Annotated in this window: 14 protein-coding genes; 6 read left to right on the top strand and 8 right to left on the bottom strand. The window is 64.6% G+C overall.

Features of this window, described 5'->3' with window-relative positions; translation table 11 throughout:
- Nucleotides 1-6: 6 nt before the first annotated feature.
- Both MKK63_RS25910 and MKK63_RS25905 read right to left on the bottom strand, forming a co-directional pair.
- Nucleotides 7-399 (bottom strand): hypothetical protein, encoded by a 393-nt coding sequence (locus tag MKK63_RS25910; RefSeq protein WP_244006728.1) that lies wholly within the window; start codon nt 397-399, stop codon nt 7-9.
- Nucleotides 380-2,404: a TonB-dependent siderophore receptor gene (locus MKK63_RS25905; protein ID WP_244006727.1), complete on the bottom strand. Its 2,025-nt coding sequence runs from the start codon at nt 2,402-2,404 to the stop codon at nt 380-382. Before MKK63_RS25905 ends, MKK63_RS25910 begins: the two co-directional genes overlap by 20 nt.
- Before the next feature lie 534 nt (nt 2,405-2,938).
- On the opposite strand from MKK63_RS25905, the gene MKK63_RS25900 reads away from it, so the two are divergent.
- The 4 genes from MKK63_RS25900 (at nt 2,939) to MKK63_RS25885 (ending at nt 6,066) form a co-directional block, all read left to right on the top strand.
- Nucleotides 2,939-3,256: a hypothetical protein gene (locus MKK63_RS25900; protein WP_244006726.1), complete on the top strand. Its 318-nt coding sequence runs from the start codon at nt 2,939-2,941 to the stop codon at nt 3,254-3,256.
- Between the two features lie 112 nt (nt 3,257-3,368).
- The gene (locus tag MKK63_RS25895; protein ID WP_244006725.1) at nt 3,369-4,580 is read left to right on the top strand and encodes a molybdopterin-dependent oxidoreductase; all 1,212 of its coding nucleotides are present in this window, start codon (nt 3,369-3,371) and stop codon (nt 4,578-4,580) included.
- An 11-nt stretch (nt 4,581-4,591) separates the two neighbouring features.
- Nucleotides 4,592-4,924 (top strand): cytochrome c, encoded by a 333-nt coding sequence (locus MKK63_RS25890; protein WP_244006724.1) that lies wholly within the window; start codon nt 4,592-4,594, stop codon nt 4,922-4,924.
- Nucleotides 4,925-4,986: 62 nt separating this feature from the next.
- Entirely contained in the window at nt 4,987-6,066 is a 1,080-nt protein-coding gene (locus MKK63_RS25885) for a molybdopterin-dependent oxidoreductase (RefSeq protein WP_244006721.1), read from the top strand.
- A 71-nt stretch (nt 6,067-6,137) separates the two neighbouring features.
- On the opposite strand, the gene MKK63_RS25880 is transcribed toward MKK63_RS25885, so the two are convergent.
- Nucleotides 6,138-7,025, bottom strand: coding sequence for a LysR substrate-binding domain-containing protein (locus tag MKK63_RS25880; RefSeq protein WP_244006719.1), 888 nt, complete (start codon nt 7,023-7,025; stop codon nt 6,138-6,140).
- Nucleotides 7,026-7,227: 202 nt separating this feature from the next.
- Nucleotides 7,228-7,440, bottom strand: a complete 213-nt coding sequence (locus MKK63_RS25875; RefSeq protein WP_244006768.1) for a DUF4287 domain-containing protein — start codon at nt 7,438-7,440, stop codon at nt 7,228-7,230.
- A gap of 131 nt (nt 7,441-7,571) precedes the next feature.
- Between MKK63_RS25875 and MKK63_RS32305 the strand changes: the two genes are divergently transcribed.
- Together MKK63_RS32305 and MKK63_RS25865 are read left to right on the top strand one after the other, a co-directional pair.
- Nucleotides 7,572-7,874 (top strand): histidine kinase, encoded by a 303-nt coding sequence (locus MKK63_RS32305; protein WP_409564561.1) that lies wholly within the window; start codon nt 7,572-7,574, stop codon nt 7,872-7,874.
- A gap of 309 nt (nt 7,875-8,183) precedes the next feature.
- Nucleotides 8,184-8,426 (top strand): hypothetical protein, encoded by a 243-nt coding sequence (locus MKK63_RS25865; protein ID WP_244006717.1) that lies wholly within the window; start codon nt 8,184-8,186, stop codon nt 8,424-8,426.
- A 360-nt stretch (nt 8,427-8,786) separates the two neighbouring features.
- Here MKK63_RS25865 and MKK63_RS25860 read toward each other — a convergent pair whose 3' ends face one another.
- The 4 genes from MKK63_RS25860 to MKK63_RS25840 form a co-directional block, all read right to left on the bottom strand.
- Nucleotides 8,787-9,227 carry a hypothetical protein gene (locus tag MKK63_RS25860; RefSeq protein WP_244006715.1) on the bottom strand — a complete coding sequence of 147 codons (441 nt, stop codon included), beginning with the start codon at nt 9,225-9,227 and terminating at the stop codon, nt 8,787-8,789.
- 357 nt (nt 9,228-9,584) lie between these two features.
- Nucleotides 9,585-11,321, bottom strand: a complete 1,737-nt coding sequence (locus MKK63_RS25855) for a carbohydrate-binding domain-containing protein (RefSeq protein ID WP_244006713.1) — start codon at nt 11,319-11,321, stop codon at nt 9,585-9,587.
- Nucleotides 11,322-12,229: 908 nt separating this feature from the next.
- Complete coding sequence (locus MKK63_RS25845) at nt 12,230-13,120, bottom strand: alpha/beta fold hydrolase (protein WP_244006712.1); 891 nt, start codon at nt 13,118-13,120, stop codon at nt 12,230-12,232.
- Between the two features lie 333 nt (nt 13,121-13,453).
- Nucleotides 13,454-14,602, bottom strand: a complete 1,149-nt coding sequence (locus tag MKK63_RS25840) for an ATP-binding protein (protein ID WP_244006767.1) — start codon at nt 14,600-14,602, stop codon at nt 13,454-13,456.
- Nucleotides 14,603-14,911: the final 309 nt, after the last annotated feature.

The raw sequence follows: 14,911 nt of genomic DNA, 5'->3' as shown, positions 1-14,911 counted from the left end.
CCTGACTCAGGCGCCGAGCCAGCCGCGCGCAACCTCGCCGGCGAAATCGCGGTCGCTGCGCGGCCGGTGACCGAGCAGGCCGGCGAAGCGCTTCACCTCGGCCTCGCGCGCGACCGCGCCGTCCTCCTGATCGCGGCGCATCATCACCTTCAGGTCGTAGGCGAGCCACGCCGGGGCGAGGGCGCGGAGGCGTTGCTCCGGTACGTCGAGGTCGCCGCCGCCATAGGGCACCACGCGGCCCAGCGCCTCGGACCAGATCCCGGCCATCGCCGGATCCGTCAGGGCGTCCGGGCCGACGAGGTTGTAGGTCTCGGCCGGCAGGGGGACGTCTGCCCGCTCCAGCCACGGCAGAGGGGCCCCGTCCCGCCGGCGGTGTTCGTCAGAACCGTGCCGCGACACCGCCCATGATGGTGCGGGGGGCGCCCGGCGTGGCGTAGCGGTTCTGGAATGCACGATCGTAGTAGGTGGCGTCGAACAGGTTGTCGACGTTGATGTAAACCCGCACTCCCGGCGTGATCCAATAGTAAGAGATCAGGTTGAGTGTTGTGTAGTTCGGCAGCTTGAAGGTCGAGAGTGCGGTCCCGGCGGCACGCTGGCCGACATACGTCACGCCGCCGCCGAGGCCGAGGCCGCGAAGCGCGGCGCTCTGGAACTCATAAACGGTCTGCATGGCGAAGCTGTCGGCGGGAATGTTCGCAAGCCGCGTCCCGACGGGCAACGAGTTGTCGCGCGCGACGGCGGCGTCGACGTGGGTGTAGGTGCCGAAGACCCGCCAGCCGGGTGCGAGATCGCCTGCAACCGTCAGGTCGAAGCCGCGGCTCCGCACGACACCGGCCGCGACGCTGAAGTTCGGATCGACCGGATCGACGGTGAGGACGTTGGTCCGCCTGAGGTCGAACACGGCCGCCGTGGCGCTCAGGTTGCCGTCGAGCATGGTGAGCTTCGCACCGGCCTCGACGCCCTCGCCCTGCTGGAAGGCGAAGGGGCGTCCCGAGCGGTCCGTGCCGGTATTGGGGAAGAACGAGCGGCCGTAATTGCCGTAGAGCGAGAGCGCGTCCGTCAGATCGTAGACGAGGCCGAACCGCGGGGTCGCGACCGTTCCCTGCAGGCTCGTGGTGCGCCCGGTGCGGTAGTCGGTCGAGACAAGGCCCAGATCCTCGACGCGCACGCCGAAAAGGGCATGGAGCCGCGGCGTGATGTCGACCTGATCCTGGATGTAGCCAGCGTAGCTCTGGATGTTCTGGAGGAAGTTGGTGATCGAGCCGAGCGGCGGCAGCGGGAGCCGTCCGTAGCGGGGGTTGAGCAGATCGAGGGCGAAGGGATTGGCGTTCGCGTTCGAGCGGTTGAAGATTTCCCGGTAGCGGTAGCTGTCGTATTCCAGGCCCATCAGCGGGGTATGGCGGAAGGGGCCGGTCTCGAACTTGCCCGCGAGGTTGAACTGAAGGTCGAGATCGGCCCAGCTCAGGTCGCGGTGCTCGTAGGTTCGCCGCAGGGTCCGGCCGTCGCCGAGCACGTTCATCGCGCCCACGCCCTCACCGTAGAGATGGCCGCCGAGCGCTTGCGCACCCGCGGTCACCACCCAGTCCGGGTCGAGGCGGTGCTCGATGCGGAGCTGGCCGAGCGCATTGTCGTTGCGGACCGGCGGGATGCCGGGCTCGCCGATGAAGCGGTTGCGCGGCACGGCACGCAAATGACCGTTGATGGGCACAACACCCCGATCGAAGGTCGCCGCGGTGCTCAGCACCTCACCCTCGAGCGTGATGGTCGTATCGGCCGACGGTTTCCAGGCGATCACGGGCGCAAGATCGTAGCGGTCACCGTGTACGAAGTCTCGGAAGCTGCCGTTATCCTCGACGGCGCCCGTGACGCGGGCGAGCACCTGGCCCTCCTGGTCGAGGGCTCCCGTGGCATCGAAGGTGGTGCGCTTCTGGTTGAAGCTGCCGTACTGGGTGCCGACCGCGAAGGAGCGCTCGGCGAGCGGCTGCTTGGTGACGATGTTGAAGGTGCCGCCCGGGTCGCCGCGGCCGTAGAGGAAGGCCGAAGGCCCCTTCAGGACCTCGATCCGCTCGATCGAGACGATGTCGGGCGAGTTCGGGAAGCCGCGGTTGATTGGGAAGCCGTTGCGGTAGAACTCGCCCGTGTTGAAGCCGCGGATCGTAAACTCGGTCAGGCCGAGGCCCGCGAAATTGTTCGCGCGCCCCACGCCCGCGAGGTCCAGGGCCGTGTCGATGCGCGTCGCAGCCGCATCGGTGAGCACCTGATCGGACACGACGACGACGGTCTGCGGGACTTCGCGCAGGGGCGTGTCGGTGCGCGTCGCGCTGACGCTGTTCTTAGCGTGATAGTCATCGACCTTGCTCCCTGGCCTGCCATTCCCGGCGACCGATAATTCGTCGAGCTGCACCTCCTGCGTAGCATCGGCTGCGAGCTGTGCGACGGCAGAACTTGGTCCGAGGCCGATCAGGGAGCCTGATTGCGCTACGAATACGAGCGCGGTCGATGCGGCGAGTACCCTGGTGTGTTTGAATTTTATGCGCGAAACGGCCACGGACACAAACCAACCTTGATCGGGGCACGTCCGTTACGATCCAGAAACATAAGGGGTCAAGCTTGTACGGGGCTATGTAAACATCCTTAGTTTGTAGTAATTTCAATGAACATCCTGAGATTTCTGGAAGGATTGTAAGATGCCTCCCTTCCAAGTTTGCGTGTGGCGCGCGTGCTACAGCGGCCAGAGCCATCCAGGATCGAATGGTCTGCTCTGAATTCCAGACAAATATAGAATAGGGTCAGATCAGCCTATGTCATAGACTCCCTCGCAGGAGAGCAGAATGGAATGCCTTCCTTGTTCAGATCATCGAGATAAACGGCTGGCAATTCCGCTTTTCGGAAGATGCACGTGCCGCAGCCTCGGTTTGATCCGAGTCCACGGCATCATGTGGCCCCGGACCTCTGCCGCGACCGGCGCCGTTGCGCCTGCGGAGCAGGAATCCTAGATGATCGAACCGAACGTCCAGCGCTTGGCACCGCTTGGGCGATCGAGGATGCGGGCGGCGAAATCCCGAACTACAGCGGCGATGGCGTGCTCGCGGTGTTCGACCGCGCCGGCGACGAAGCGCGGGCGCGCCACGCCGTATTGCGGTCGGCCCGGTCCGCATTGGCCGAGGCGGGCCATCTACCGGCGATCGACACCGTCACGCTCCGCGGCGTGACCGAGCGGCAGACGTTTTTCGGCTTGCGGGAAGGAATTATCTGACCAGCCGAACGAAACGAGCCGCTTTTTCTATTAGACCGCACAAAGCGGGGAAGTATCTCTCTCATCAAGAGGTGGGGCCTGAGGCGCCCGACCCAAACGCGGAGGCCTGCACGTGACCCATTCTGCCATCCCTCGCCGTGCCGTGCTGGCCGGCCTCGGCGGTCTCGCGGCCGCCGCGCCGGCTTGGGCCGCCGGCACGGTCACGCTGCCGCTGCCCGGCGGTCCCGACACGCGCGACCTCACGACCGCCTTCCCCGGCAAGGGGTCAATGATCCTGCAGCGCACCCGGCCGCCGCTCCTGGAGACGCCGTTCGCGGTGTTCGACCAGGGTGTGTTCACGCCCAACGACCGCTTCTACGTGCGCTGGCATTGGGCCTCGATCCCCACCGACATCGACGCGAACGCCTTCCGGCTGACGGTGCGCGGACATGTCGACCGGGCGCTGTCGCTGTCGCTCGACGCGATCGCCCAGTTGCCGCGCTTCGAGATCGCGGCGGTCAACCAATGCTCGGGCAATTCCCGTGGCCTGTTCGAGCCGCGGGTGCCCGGGGCGCAGTGGGCCAATGGCTCGATGGGCAACGCGCGCTGGACCGGCGTGCGCCTGAAGGACGTGCTCGACCGTGCCGGGGTGAAGGCGGGGGCCGTGCAGGTGCGCTTCAGCGGCCTCGACGAGCCGGTCGTGGACGACGCGCCGGACTTCAAGAAATCGCTCGACCTCGACCATGCCCGGGACGGCGAGGTCATGCTCGCCTACGCGATGAACGGTGAGCCGTTGCCGCTGCTCAACGGCTTCCCGCTGCGCCTCGTGGTTCCGGGCTGGTACTCGACCTACTGGGTCAAGATGCTGTTTGACATCGAAGTGCTGGACAAGCCCGACGATCAGTACTGGATGAAGACAGCCTACCGTATTCCGGACGTGCCCGGGGCCAACATCAAGCCCGGCCAGACCGGCTTCAAGACGGTGCCGATCAACCGGATGGTCCCGCGCTCGTTCGTGACCAACCTGCAGGACGGCGCCACGGTCGCTGCCGGCGCACCGGTGGCCGTGCGTGGGATCGCCTTCGGGGGCGATTGCGGGGTTCAGACAGTCGAGATCTCCAGCGATGGCGGCGCGACATGGACGCCGGCACGGCTCGGGGCCGACGCGGGCCCCTACAGCTTCCGCCGCTTCGAGGGCAGCCTTCCGGCGCTGTCGGCCGGCGGCCACGCTATCAAGGTCCGCTGCACCAACATGAACGGCCTCGCGCAGCCGATGGACCAGGTCTGGAACGGGGCCGGGTTCATGCAGAACGGCGTCGAGACCGTGTCGCTCCACGTCGCCTGAGGGAGAGATCCATGTCCACACCCCGCACCGCATGCCTGCTTGCCGGGCTCGTCCTCGCCCCCGCCACGGCACTCGCCACCCCGGCGCCCGAGCCGATGCGCTTCACCGCGCAGCGGGTCGAGCTGCCGAGTTCCGACCGGGCCTTCCCGGACGGCCCCGGGGTGGAGGCGGTCAACAACAACTGCCTCGCCTGCCACTCGGCCGGGATGGTGCTGACCCAACCCAAACTGTCGAAGGCCCAGTGGACCGAGACCGTCAACAAGATGGTCCACATCTACAAGGCGCCAGTCGAGCCGGCCGACATCCAGACCATCGTCGACTACCTCGCCGCGATGAAGCCGTGAGTGGAGCGTGCCGGGATCGACCCCGGCACGTTGTACCCCGGTGCCCGAACGTGGAGATCCAGATGTCGAGCTTGGCCGAGCGCAAGGCACGCCTGATCGTGCACGGGGATGCGCCCTACAACGCCGAGCCGCCGCTCGCCCGGCTGCGCGCGGCCTACCGCACGGCGGCGGACGACTTCTACGTGCGCTCGCACGGCGACCTGCCCGAGATCGACGCGGATGGCTACCGGCTTACGGTCGACGGGGCGATCCCGACCGCGCTGGAGCTGTCGCTGCACGGATTGCGGTCGCGCTTTCCCCAGGTCACCGTGACCGCCACGATGCAGTGCGCGGGCAACCGCCGCGCCGACATGCGGACGGTGGCGCCGGTCTCCGGCGATCCCTGGGACGGAGGCGCGATCGGCACCGCCGACTGGACCGGGGTGCGGCTGGGCGACGTCCTGCGCGCGGCCGGCATCACCGAGGGCGCGGACCTGCATGTCGCCTTCGCGTGTCACGACACGATCCAGGGGCATCCCTACGGCGCCTCGATCCCGCTCGCCAAGGCGCTCGCCCCGGAGACCCTGCTGGCCTTCGCGATGAACGGTGCGCCGTTGCTGCCCGAACACGGCTTCCCGCTGCGCGCCGTCGTACCCGGGTTTGCCGGGGTGCGCAGCCCGAAATGGCTGACACGCATCACCGTGCAGGATCACCCGTCCGACAACCCGATCCAGGCCGACGACTACAAGCTGTTCCCGGCCGACGTCACCGCGGCGACGGCAGACCCGGCCAAGGGGCACACCATCAACACCATGCCGCTCAACGCGGTGATCTGCGCGCCGGCGCGGGGCGCGAGCCTGACGGCTGGGGTCCAAAGCCTCACCGGCTATGCCGTTTCGGGCGATCGCGCGGTGGTTCGCGTTGATGTCTCGGGGGATGGCGGCCGAACCTGGGCGCAAGCCGCGCTCGAGCATGATGCGACCGCGCCCTTCGCCTGGACGTTCTGGTCGATCGACCTCGATCTACCCGCGGGCGAGCATGAACTGGCGGTGCGCGCCTGGGACGAGGCCGGCCAGACCCAGCCGGCCGCTCCCGACGACACTTGGAACTACAAGGGCTATCTCGGCGCATCGTGGCACCGCGTGCGGGTCACCGTGGACTGAGCGCGTTCGAATGCGCCAGAGCCATGACCCGGAGGGGCCAGTCCGGCAGCGCCTCGGCAAGGAAGCGCCGCTCACGGCTTGCCCGCCTGGATCAGGCCGAGCAACGCATCGGCGGCCCGGCTGCAGTAGCGCTCCCTGTGGCGCAGCATCCGGACGGTCCGGGTCGGCAGCGGGAACGGCGCCGCGACCCGCACACAAGCGGCGAGCTTGCCCGCCACGACGGCCTCCGACAGGACGCTCGCCCCCGCGCCGGCCTCGACCGCGGCGAGAACGGCCTCGTTCGAGGGCAGCTCCAGCGCGACCGGGAGGTCCCGGGGCGGAACGCCGGCCGCCGCGAGCGCGGCCTCGAAGACCGAGCGCGGGCCGGATCCCGCCTCGCGCAGCACCCAGGGATGAGCCGCGAGATCGGCCGCCGTGCGTGCGCCTGCGGCGGCGAACGGGTGGCTCGGCGGCGCGATCAGAACGAGGCGATCCTGCGCGACCGCCGTGCTCGCCAGAGCCGGATCGTCGATCTCGCCTTCGACGAAACCGAGTTCGGCCGCGCCCTCGTTGACCGCCCGCGCCACGTCGGCGGTATGGCCCACTGCGAGGCGAACCGTGATCTCCGGGCAGGCTGCTCGGAACGCCACGAGACGGCGGGGCAGCCAATGGCTGGCGATGGTCTGGCTCGCATGGACGCGCAGGCTCCCGCGCCGCAACCCGCTGAGGTCGGCCAGCACCTGCTCGGCCGCCTCGGCGCGGGCGAGCACGGCTCGGGCTTCCCTGAGGAAGATGCGTCCGGCGTCCGTCAGCTCGATGCCGCGACCCACCCGGTGGAACAGCTTGACCGCATGCCGCCCCTCCAGTCCGGAAACGGCGGCGCTGACCGCCGACTGCACGATGTTGAGCGCCTCGGCCGCGCGGGTGACGTGCTGGCGTTCGGCGACCGCCACGAAGATGCGCAACTGATCGAGGGTCATCGACGGGCTCGGCGGCAGAGAGGAAGCTGCGAGCCCATCATGCCTCGACCAAGCTTCGGTCGGCGGCTGCGCGTACGCTTGTCCCGCATACCTGCTCGGAGGCGGACCAGGGGTTTTCGGCCAGATTTCGTCGCTGTCGATCGCTCATGAAGCGTCTGAGACGTCTGGAAAGCGGCCGCGCCGTATCGGCGGCGCAGGTCGGCTACCGCTGATGGTCCGACAACACGTGCGCGACGATCGCGTTGGCGTGACCGTGGCCTCGTCCAGGATCTGCTTTCAGCATGGCGACCAAGTCCAGATGCTTTGCTGGAAGGCGTGTCCGGACCAGCTGCTGCCATTCGCCGATCGGACGCCCGTACGTCTTCTCGATGAACGGACAATACGATGCCGGTCCCTTGACGGAGTCGGTCGACATGCGGGGCGTCTTACGCAGCAGGCGGTCGGCGCCAGCTTCGCCGCGCATCGCGCCGACCGCAACCCTAACGCGAGAACCAACACGGTGAGCCCGCTGATGCCCCCGCAAGGGCCGAAGGCGCCCGTCCGCCTCTGCTGCGGATCTCCTTCGAAGCATCCGTTCAAGAAGAGGAGCCGCAGGCCCTCGCGCGTGACCTGCACGATGCCGTCGGCCAGGGCCTTGCCGCACTGGGGGCACGTGCCGCAGCGATCGAACTGGCTGCGCCCCCGGCGCGCGAGGATCTTCGCGGTGGTGCCCAGGACATCGAGAGCTCAGGCAGGATTGTGGAGGACGTTGGAAGCCATGAGGCAGGCGACAACCCCCGCATGCCCCCACGTGGGCCCGGTCGTCGCAGGTCGCATGAAACTCACGGCTGGCCAGCGCGCGCTCAATGACGCGCGCCGGGAAGCACCCTCACGCATTCAGGGTCGGGGTTCGGTGTTCCGGCTGGCCTGGACGCGCGCCGACAAACTTCGCGCCACCACGTCAACCCCCGACCCTCTGCAGCCAACAGACGTCCTGCGCTCGCCCAATTGTGCCGGTAGTCGAAGTTCGTCGACGCACGCCCTTTTAAGTCGTTGCTATCGCTTGCCGCGGATCTCGGGTGTGCAGCGAGTGTGTCCGTCTCTGAGTACGATGTTTGTCGGTCAAGCCGATGCAAAGCTCCCGCGGACCTTTTTGCTCCGCTTTGCGCCGGACGGTGGGTGAAGCGGCAACAGTATTTTCTGGTGGTGTTCGAGCTGCCGCTTCAGTCTGAACGAGTGGCCTGGAGAACCATCGACGGCGTTCCGGGCGTCAAGGTTGAGTGGTTTCCAATCAGTCCGGTCTCGGGTGGCGAAATCCAAAAACAGGCGTTCAATCCGAGCGAACGTCCGACAGCTTTGCGCCAAGAGCTGACATTTGATGTTTGCCGGGAAGCGGACGTTGCTAGTGAGGGGGGCGCCTGATCCCGCTGTTGAGTGGTACGTTTGAACATTGTTAAGTAGTAGGAATGACACTTGGCACGTCGAATTCCGGTCCAAGATGGAAGGCGCTGCGCAGGGTCACTTGCCCTGATTGTAAGGGATGAGGGGTGGATTGACCGGATCCTCTGGACGCCTGTGCCGCTCTAAGAGCTTTAATCCTGGTGCATCGATCCAGGCGGAGGCGTCAGCCGAGTTTGGAAGAGTTGATGCAAAACCAAAGAACTAGTGCTCACTCGCATGAACGAAGTGAATGCGTCAGAGCACTAGGACACCCGCAGGCGGAGAGAGCTCCTTGTCAATCTGTATTAGTTGCGTCTTACGTAGCTCCGTTGCCTTCAGCTCTCAGACCATAGTGTAGAAACCTCCGAATTGCTCACGATTTTCTCGCTCGCTGATGTTCCTCATCGGCGAGTCGATAATCAGCATCCCCGGAAGTGGAGTCTCGAGCTGCACCGCCAACCGGCGGGCGGCGATTGCGAAGCAGCATTTGAACAGTGTCTTTTTCCCACCACTGCTCAGGGTCGCGAAGTTTGTAACGGCGCGATCGTCCTGATCCTGGCCATAGAGCTCTGGATCGAAATTCGCCGGAAAAATCTCTACGCAATCCTCGGTGGTGATGCCGGGAACACCCGCCCGCACCAAGCAATCGAGAAAGTACGTCTTCAGGAGCTTCAGGTTGGTCACGTCGCTCTGAGCTGCGTCGCGGGCGCTTCTCAGTTCGGCGCGAAGCCGTTGCGCGCGCCCGGTAATCTTTTCCAGCTCCGACCGCTGAGCGTCGACCATCTGGGATTATGATCGGCCTTCACGCGGTGGTCCAAGTTCAAAGTTAGTGCAGGGTCACACGGTCCGTGCTGATGTCAATCAAGGCCCAGCTCAGCCAGCGCGATGATCGAGTTTCATTGAAGCGCCGGGCATAGAAGTGAATAAAGCAGAATATAATCTGCTAATCAACGCCCGGTCTCAACATTATGGAATTGACTGAGCCGCGGTAAACTTACAGACGGCGCCATAATACGAGCTGCGCCGGGATAGCGGGACGCAATATCCCGGCGCGTGACCAGCATTGCCGATCCGAATCTCGTCCTCTGCCGCGATCATTCAGCGCAACGGGTAGCACCGAGAGCTGCCCGTATCGCCCCCTCACGCCATGTGGAATCCGCTGCTGTCATGATGGGTGTCGAGGGAGAAGACTAGGCTGGCGTCGGCTGACGTGTGGCCAGCTGCATCGGTCTCGTAGACGGTGACCGTATGCTGGCCGTCGGCGCTGCCGTCGGTGGCCAGGACTGGGGTCGTCGTAGTGACCGCGCCGTTGTCGAGCTTGTAGTGCAGCGTGTCGCCACTCACGGACGGCGCATAGGTCACCAGGCCATCGCTGGTCGCGTGGGTACCGCCCGTTCCGGTGTCGTGCGTGAGCGCGACGGTTGGGGCGGACGGCGCAGCAGCAGCCGTGGCGGCGCCAGACGTACCGGAGCCTGTGCCTGTACCCGTGCCCGTTCCCGCTCCCGGGACGGTGAACTGCTGCGATCCAGTGTTGGGCAGGCTTAGGCTACTATGGGCCACGGTCATGCCGTCGTAGCTGGCGCCGTCGACGTACAGATTGCGATCCGTACTCGCTGAGCCCCCGTAAAAGTCGTTGAGGAAGCTGACGCTAACGGCGTGATCGCCCGGACCAAAATCACCCTTCACGGTCAGAGTGTCGGACTGACCCGCTGCGTGTGCTGCATGAGCGGTCTGGACGCCCCCGATTTGGTGGCCATCCACGGAGATCGTGTACTGCGCGTCACCGTTATAGGCGTCCTGGCTGATCTGCAGCACCAGCTGATTCTCCCCCGCGCCGATCGTCGTGGCGCTGACGGCCGGTGCCGTGCCGCCCGTTCCCGCTGCGGCACTCGTGTCGGGGGGGCTGGTGTTGTCTGGCGCAACGGTGGCGGCGGTGGTGGCAATGGTGACGCCGCCGTTTTGCAGGAGGACGGCCGGGTCGGCCTCCGAGGTCCCGAAGCTGTGGCCATCCAGGCTGACGGAACTGACATAGAGGTTGCGGTCATGACCTTCGCTGAACTGCCCGCTGCCATCGTACGCATCGTTGAGGAAGCGCACCTCAACCGCATGCGGGCTGTTCGGGCTGAAATCGCCCTTCAGCGCGATGTCCTGCCACTGGTTCAGGCCGTGAACGGCCGTGACGGTCTGCGTGCCGCCCACCGCCTTGCCATCCACGTAGATCTGCAACTGCGGATCGCCCTGGTAGTGGTCACCTGAGACATGGACCACCAGGGTATTATTTCCCGAGCCGACGTCAGTTCCGGACGTGCTCCCAGCGGCGGGCGTGATGCCTGGGTCGGACGTATGAGCGGGTGCGGGTGTGGTGACTTCCGCTGGCGCGTTCCCAGCGGCGGGCGTGGTATCGGAGTGCGTCGAGGAGACTGGAGCGGGAGCTTCGCTCGGCTGAGATGCAGGAACCGACGAGGCACTGGACGAGAAGACAGCGGCATAGATGGGCTCGAGATAGGCCTGGACCGCCGATGCCGTCGGATGCAGCCCGTCGAGGTAAAGAGCCGCATTAGCAGGCGCGGCAGCACTGCCCATGATCGGACTCGCGGCGATGTCGGCGATCGCGTCAGCGCCAGCGGAGTTGGCCCTCACCGTGTCGTTGTACGCAAGCCGAGCACTTTCGTCAGCGCTCGACCAAGCAAACACAGCGTCGCTCCGCGGCAGCACGGTGGCAACGGCAACCTTGAAGCCTTGCGCATGTCCGTCTTGGACCAGTTTCTGGACCCCGGTGTACAAGACAGAAGCCGTTGCGCCCTGCGCCAAGTCGTTGGTTCCGGCCTGAACAACCAGCCAATTGGTGCCGGAATTTGGATCGAAGTCCTTCAGCACGGCGCTCTCGTTCAGCCCAGCTTGCTGGCCTATATAGGCTCCGGCGAACGAATGGTTCTTGACTGTGTACGTCCCACCTAGATCGAGGTCATGCCACGGATCCGCACCGCTGATGCTGCCGGCTCCAATGCTGTCGCCGGCTATAACAAGATTCACGTTACTACCAGGCATGGCTGATCTTTCTGCCAATCATTTCCAGCCGTTGGAGCATTATAGTTTGGCAATTATAAGACCGATTTTTATTCTATATGATGAACTCGGATTGCAGAAGGGAATGAGCATGCAAAAATTTGAGGCTAGCTGCTGAACCTCCCCGAGCAGTTTAGCTTAACCGCCGCCCCTTGAACTGATGGCATAGCTGCCTGCTAAGGAAATCGATGGCGGCTTGGCTCTGGAGGGGACTCATTCTGTCGAGGGTATCGGCGGAAAGCGGTTGGCCTGGCCCTCGGAGCCGTCCCGACTGTAGGCCTCGTACCAGCGGTGGAACGTCGCTCAAATGATGCCGAGCTTGTTCAGGGTAGCGCGCGCCGGCAGGTGGGACTGCTCGAACAGCCGGCTGATACCCAGCTTCTCGGGGGCATGGCACCTTATGCCGCGCCCTAGCCGCACTCACGCTATTTTAAGCAGGCGGTTTTCCACCCAGCCGAGTCGCCAGCCTATCGTCCGAAGGCCTGAGAAAGATCGGTGGCGGCAATAGGCTCATGTCTGCACGTTCGCATCGCCCAGCGGAAACCAGCCTGTCAGTCTTCGGCCAGCTTCTGCTGGACCTCGGACGTCCGCTGCTTGGCTTCTGCATCCACAAGCGGACTGGCAGATTTCCACCCATCGCAGCCGTCGCGCTTCCGACCCTATCCGAACAATCGCCGACGGTAATTCGGCTCCGAAGAGCGGTGGCAGTCCCCACCCAACTAAGCTCGCAACGTCTCCTGGCGGAAGCGAAGGATCGCGCGAGCGACCGCATCCGGTTCTTCGCGCGCCGGGAAATGACCAACGGCAGGTAAGACCAATCGCTCGTAGCGGTTCTCAAACCAGCGGGCATCGTCAGCCGAGGCCGACGGCGGGTCGCACGCGTCAGCATCCCCTTGGATCATTAACGTCGGAACGCGGAGTTTGCCGGTGCGGGCAATCGTCTGATCGACGCCCGCATATCGCTCGTCGACGGCCTCAGGCAGCCACCGAGACCGATAGCCATGAAGCGTGATCGCTACCCAGTCGGGATTGAGGAAGCTCTCGGCAGCTCGAACGAACGCGGCCTCCTCGTACCATCCGGCAGGCGACCAGCTATCCCATTGCGCCCGAGCAAAGCCGATCGGGTCTGCCCGCACCCGCTCCGCGCCGCCATCGGTATTCATGTACCACTGATACCACCAACGACGCGCCTGCTTGAAATCAGGTGTCTCGAATCGACCGAAGGGTGCGTAGCCTATGGCGAGCACCGCGATCATTTCGAGCCGGTCTGGGATAAGCGCTGCCAAGTTGTAGGCAGCGCGGCCACCCCAATCGTGCCCGATGACCATACATCGTTCGATGCCCAGACCATTCAGAAGATCGATAGCGTCCTGCGCAAGAACGAGCGCCCTGCCGTCGCGCAACGTCTCATTTGATAGGAACTGCGTGCCGCCGAAGCCGCGCAACCACGGAGCGATCGTGCGGAGACCGGCGTCGTGCAAATGTTGCTGAACGTTCACCATCCCAGACGGATCATCCGGCCAACCATGAAGCACAAGGACGGGCGGACCGTCGGGCGGTCCGCCTTCGTTGTAGCCGATGTCGAGAACGCCAGTCCGGAAACGCTTCATCTCACACTCCGTGCTGCGTCCCATGAGGAAATTCAGCGGATCGAATTGGGCTCTTAACGTCCCCTATACGGCAGGTTCCTCACGAAAGCTGCCCGACTGCTTTCCACCCAGCCCCGCCATTCAGAGTCGCTTTGTAACGCAACTTGATTTGGCCGTAAGCGGCAGGTCCATCGCCAAGAAAGACGACGGAGCAAGCGCACCGTCCTGAGCAAATATTGATCGGGATTCGTCACAGATTATATGTAAAATTCCGGACTCGGAAAACTATTTGATGGGATTATTATTGCCGATCTCCACCAAAACAGCTGATAGAGCGCCCGTATTCCTGAGTAATCAACCCGCAAGACTCAAAGTTAGTTCAGAGCGAATGGTGGCGATACGGGCGACGGTTTCGGATGAGCGGGCGCGCAAGATTCCTAAAAGTACTGTGTGGTCCTCTTTCGAGCGGCAAACGGTTTCGACTTCTCTGCAAAGAGTTGCGAGTGAAGCGAAGCCCACCATGCTCGTAGCCGACACCATCGCGTGCGCATCCTCGGCGATTTGCTTGCGTTCGTGAGAGTGGGAGGACGGTCCGAACCGCTGCGTGAGTTCATCCGCCAGCATCGCAAGCAGGCCGACCATGCGCTCGTGGCCGACCATATCGCGCATCTCGTTGAAGACGGAGCTGTCGAGGTCCGAGATCACTGCCGCGTGTGCTCCATCCGAGGCCCAGCGAGCGACCACCGAGAGAAGCGCGTCTTGCCGAAACGGCTTGCCGATGTGATCGTCCATGCCCGCGGCGCGGAACTCTGCCACCTGTTCCGGCAGAACGTTGGCCGTCATAGCTACGATCGGCATGCGCACGGCAGCACCCTTCAGGGCACGGATGTGCCGCGTGGCGCTCATGCCGTCCATTCCCGGCATCTGGATGTCCATCAGCACGAGGTCGTACGTCTTGACCTGCACCGCAGCCACCGCCGCGGCGCCGTCGCTGACCACGTCTACACTATGCCCGGCGCGTTCCAGGATCGCTCGGGCGAGATCCTGGTTCAGCGGAACATCCTCAGCCAACAACAGGCGTCGGCCGAAGCGACCACTGGAGTTGGACGAGGCCTCCAGGACGATAGCCGGTTCGCTTGCCACAGGGAGTTCGAGGGCGAACCAGAAGGTTGAGCCGTGGTCAATCACGCTCTCGACGCCGATCGCCCCGCCCATGCGCTCAACAAGCGCTTTTGAGATCGCCAGACCAAGCCCGCTACCGCCGAAATCCCGTCCGATCGAGCCATCGACTTGGCTGAAGCGCTGAAACAGGCGGTCGCGCTTGTCCGCCGGTATGCCGATGCCGGTGTCTTGGACCGAACAGCGGAGTTGGACCGCCCCCTCCTTCGAGCCGCTCAGGGTTACGCTTAAGTCGATCCTGCCCCGTGCGGTGAACTTCACGGCGTTGTTGAGCAGGTTCAGCAGCACCTGCCGCAATCGGTCCTCGTCGCCGATCAACCACATGGGCAACGCAGGATCTAAGCTGACGGCAAGCGTCAGTCCCTTTGCCTCGGCTAAGCCCCGAACGATCGAGACGGTGTTATCGACCAGGGCCACAGGCGCGAACGGCCGTGACGTAATCTCGACCTGCCCGGCCTCCAGTTTAGAGAAGTCGAGGATGTCGTTGACGACGGTTAGATGTTTGATCCCAGGGTTTGATGGTGCACTCTTCACCTCGGAGTGGAGGGATGCGCTATGGGCCAGGTTCTTCACGGCAGCGCCACAACGACGGGGGCAGTCCGTCGAGCGATCCAGCATAGTCAAGCGAGCCTG

This window comes from Methylobacterium sp. J-088 (assembly GCF_022829295.1).
Classification (GTDB): Bacteria; Pseudomonadota; Alphaproteobacteria; order Rhizobiales; family Beijerinckiaceae; genus Methylobacterium.
This window is presented reverse-complemented; position numbering and strand designations above follow the sequence as displayed.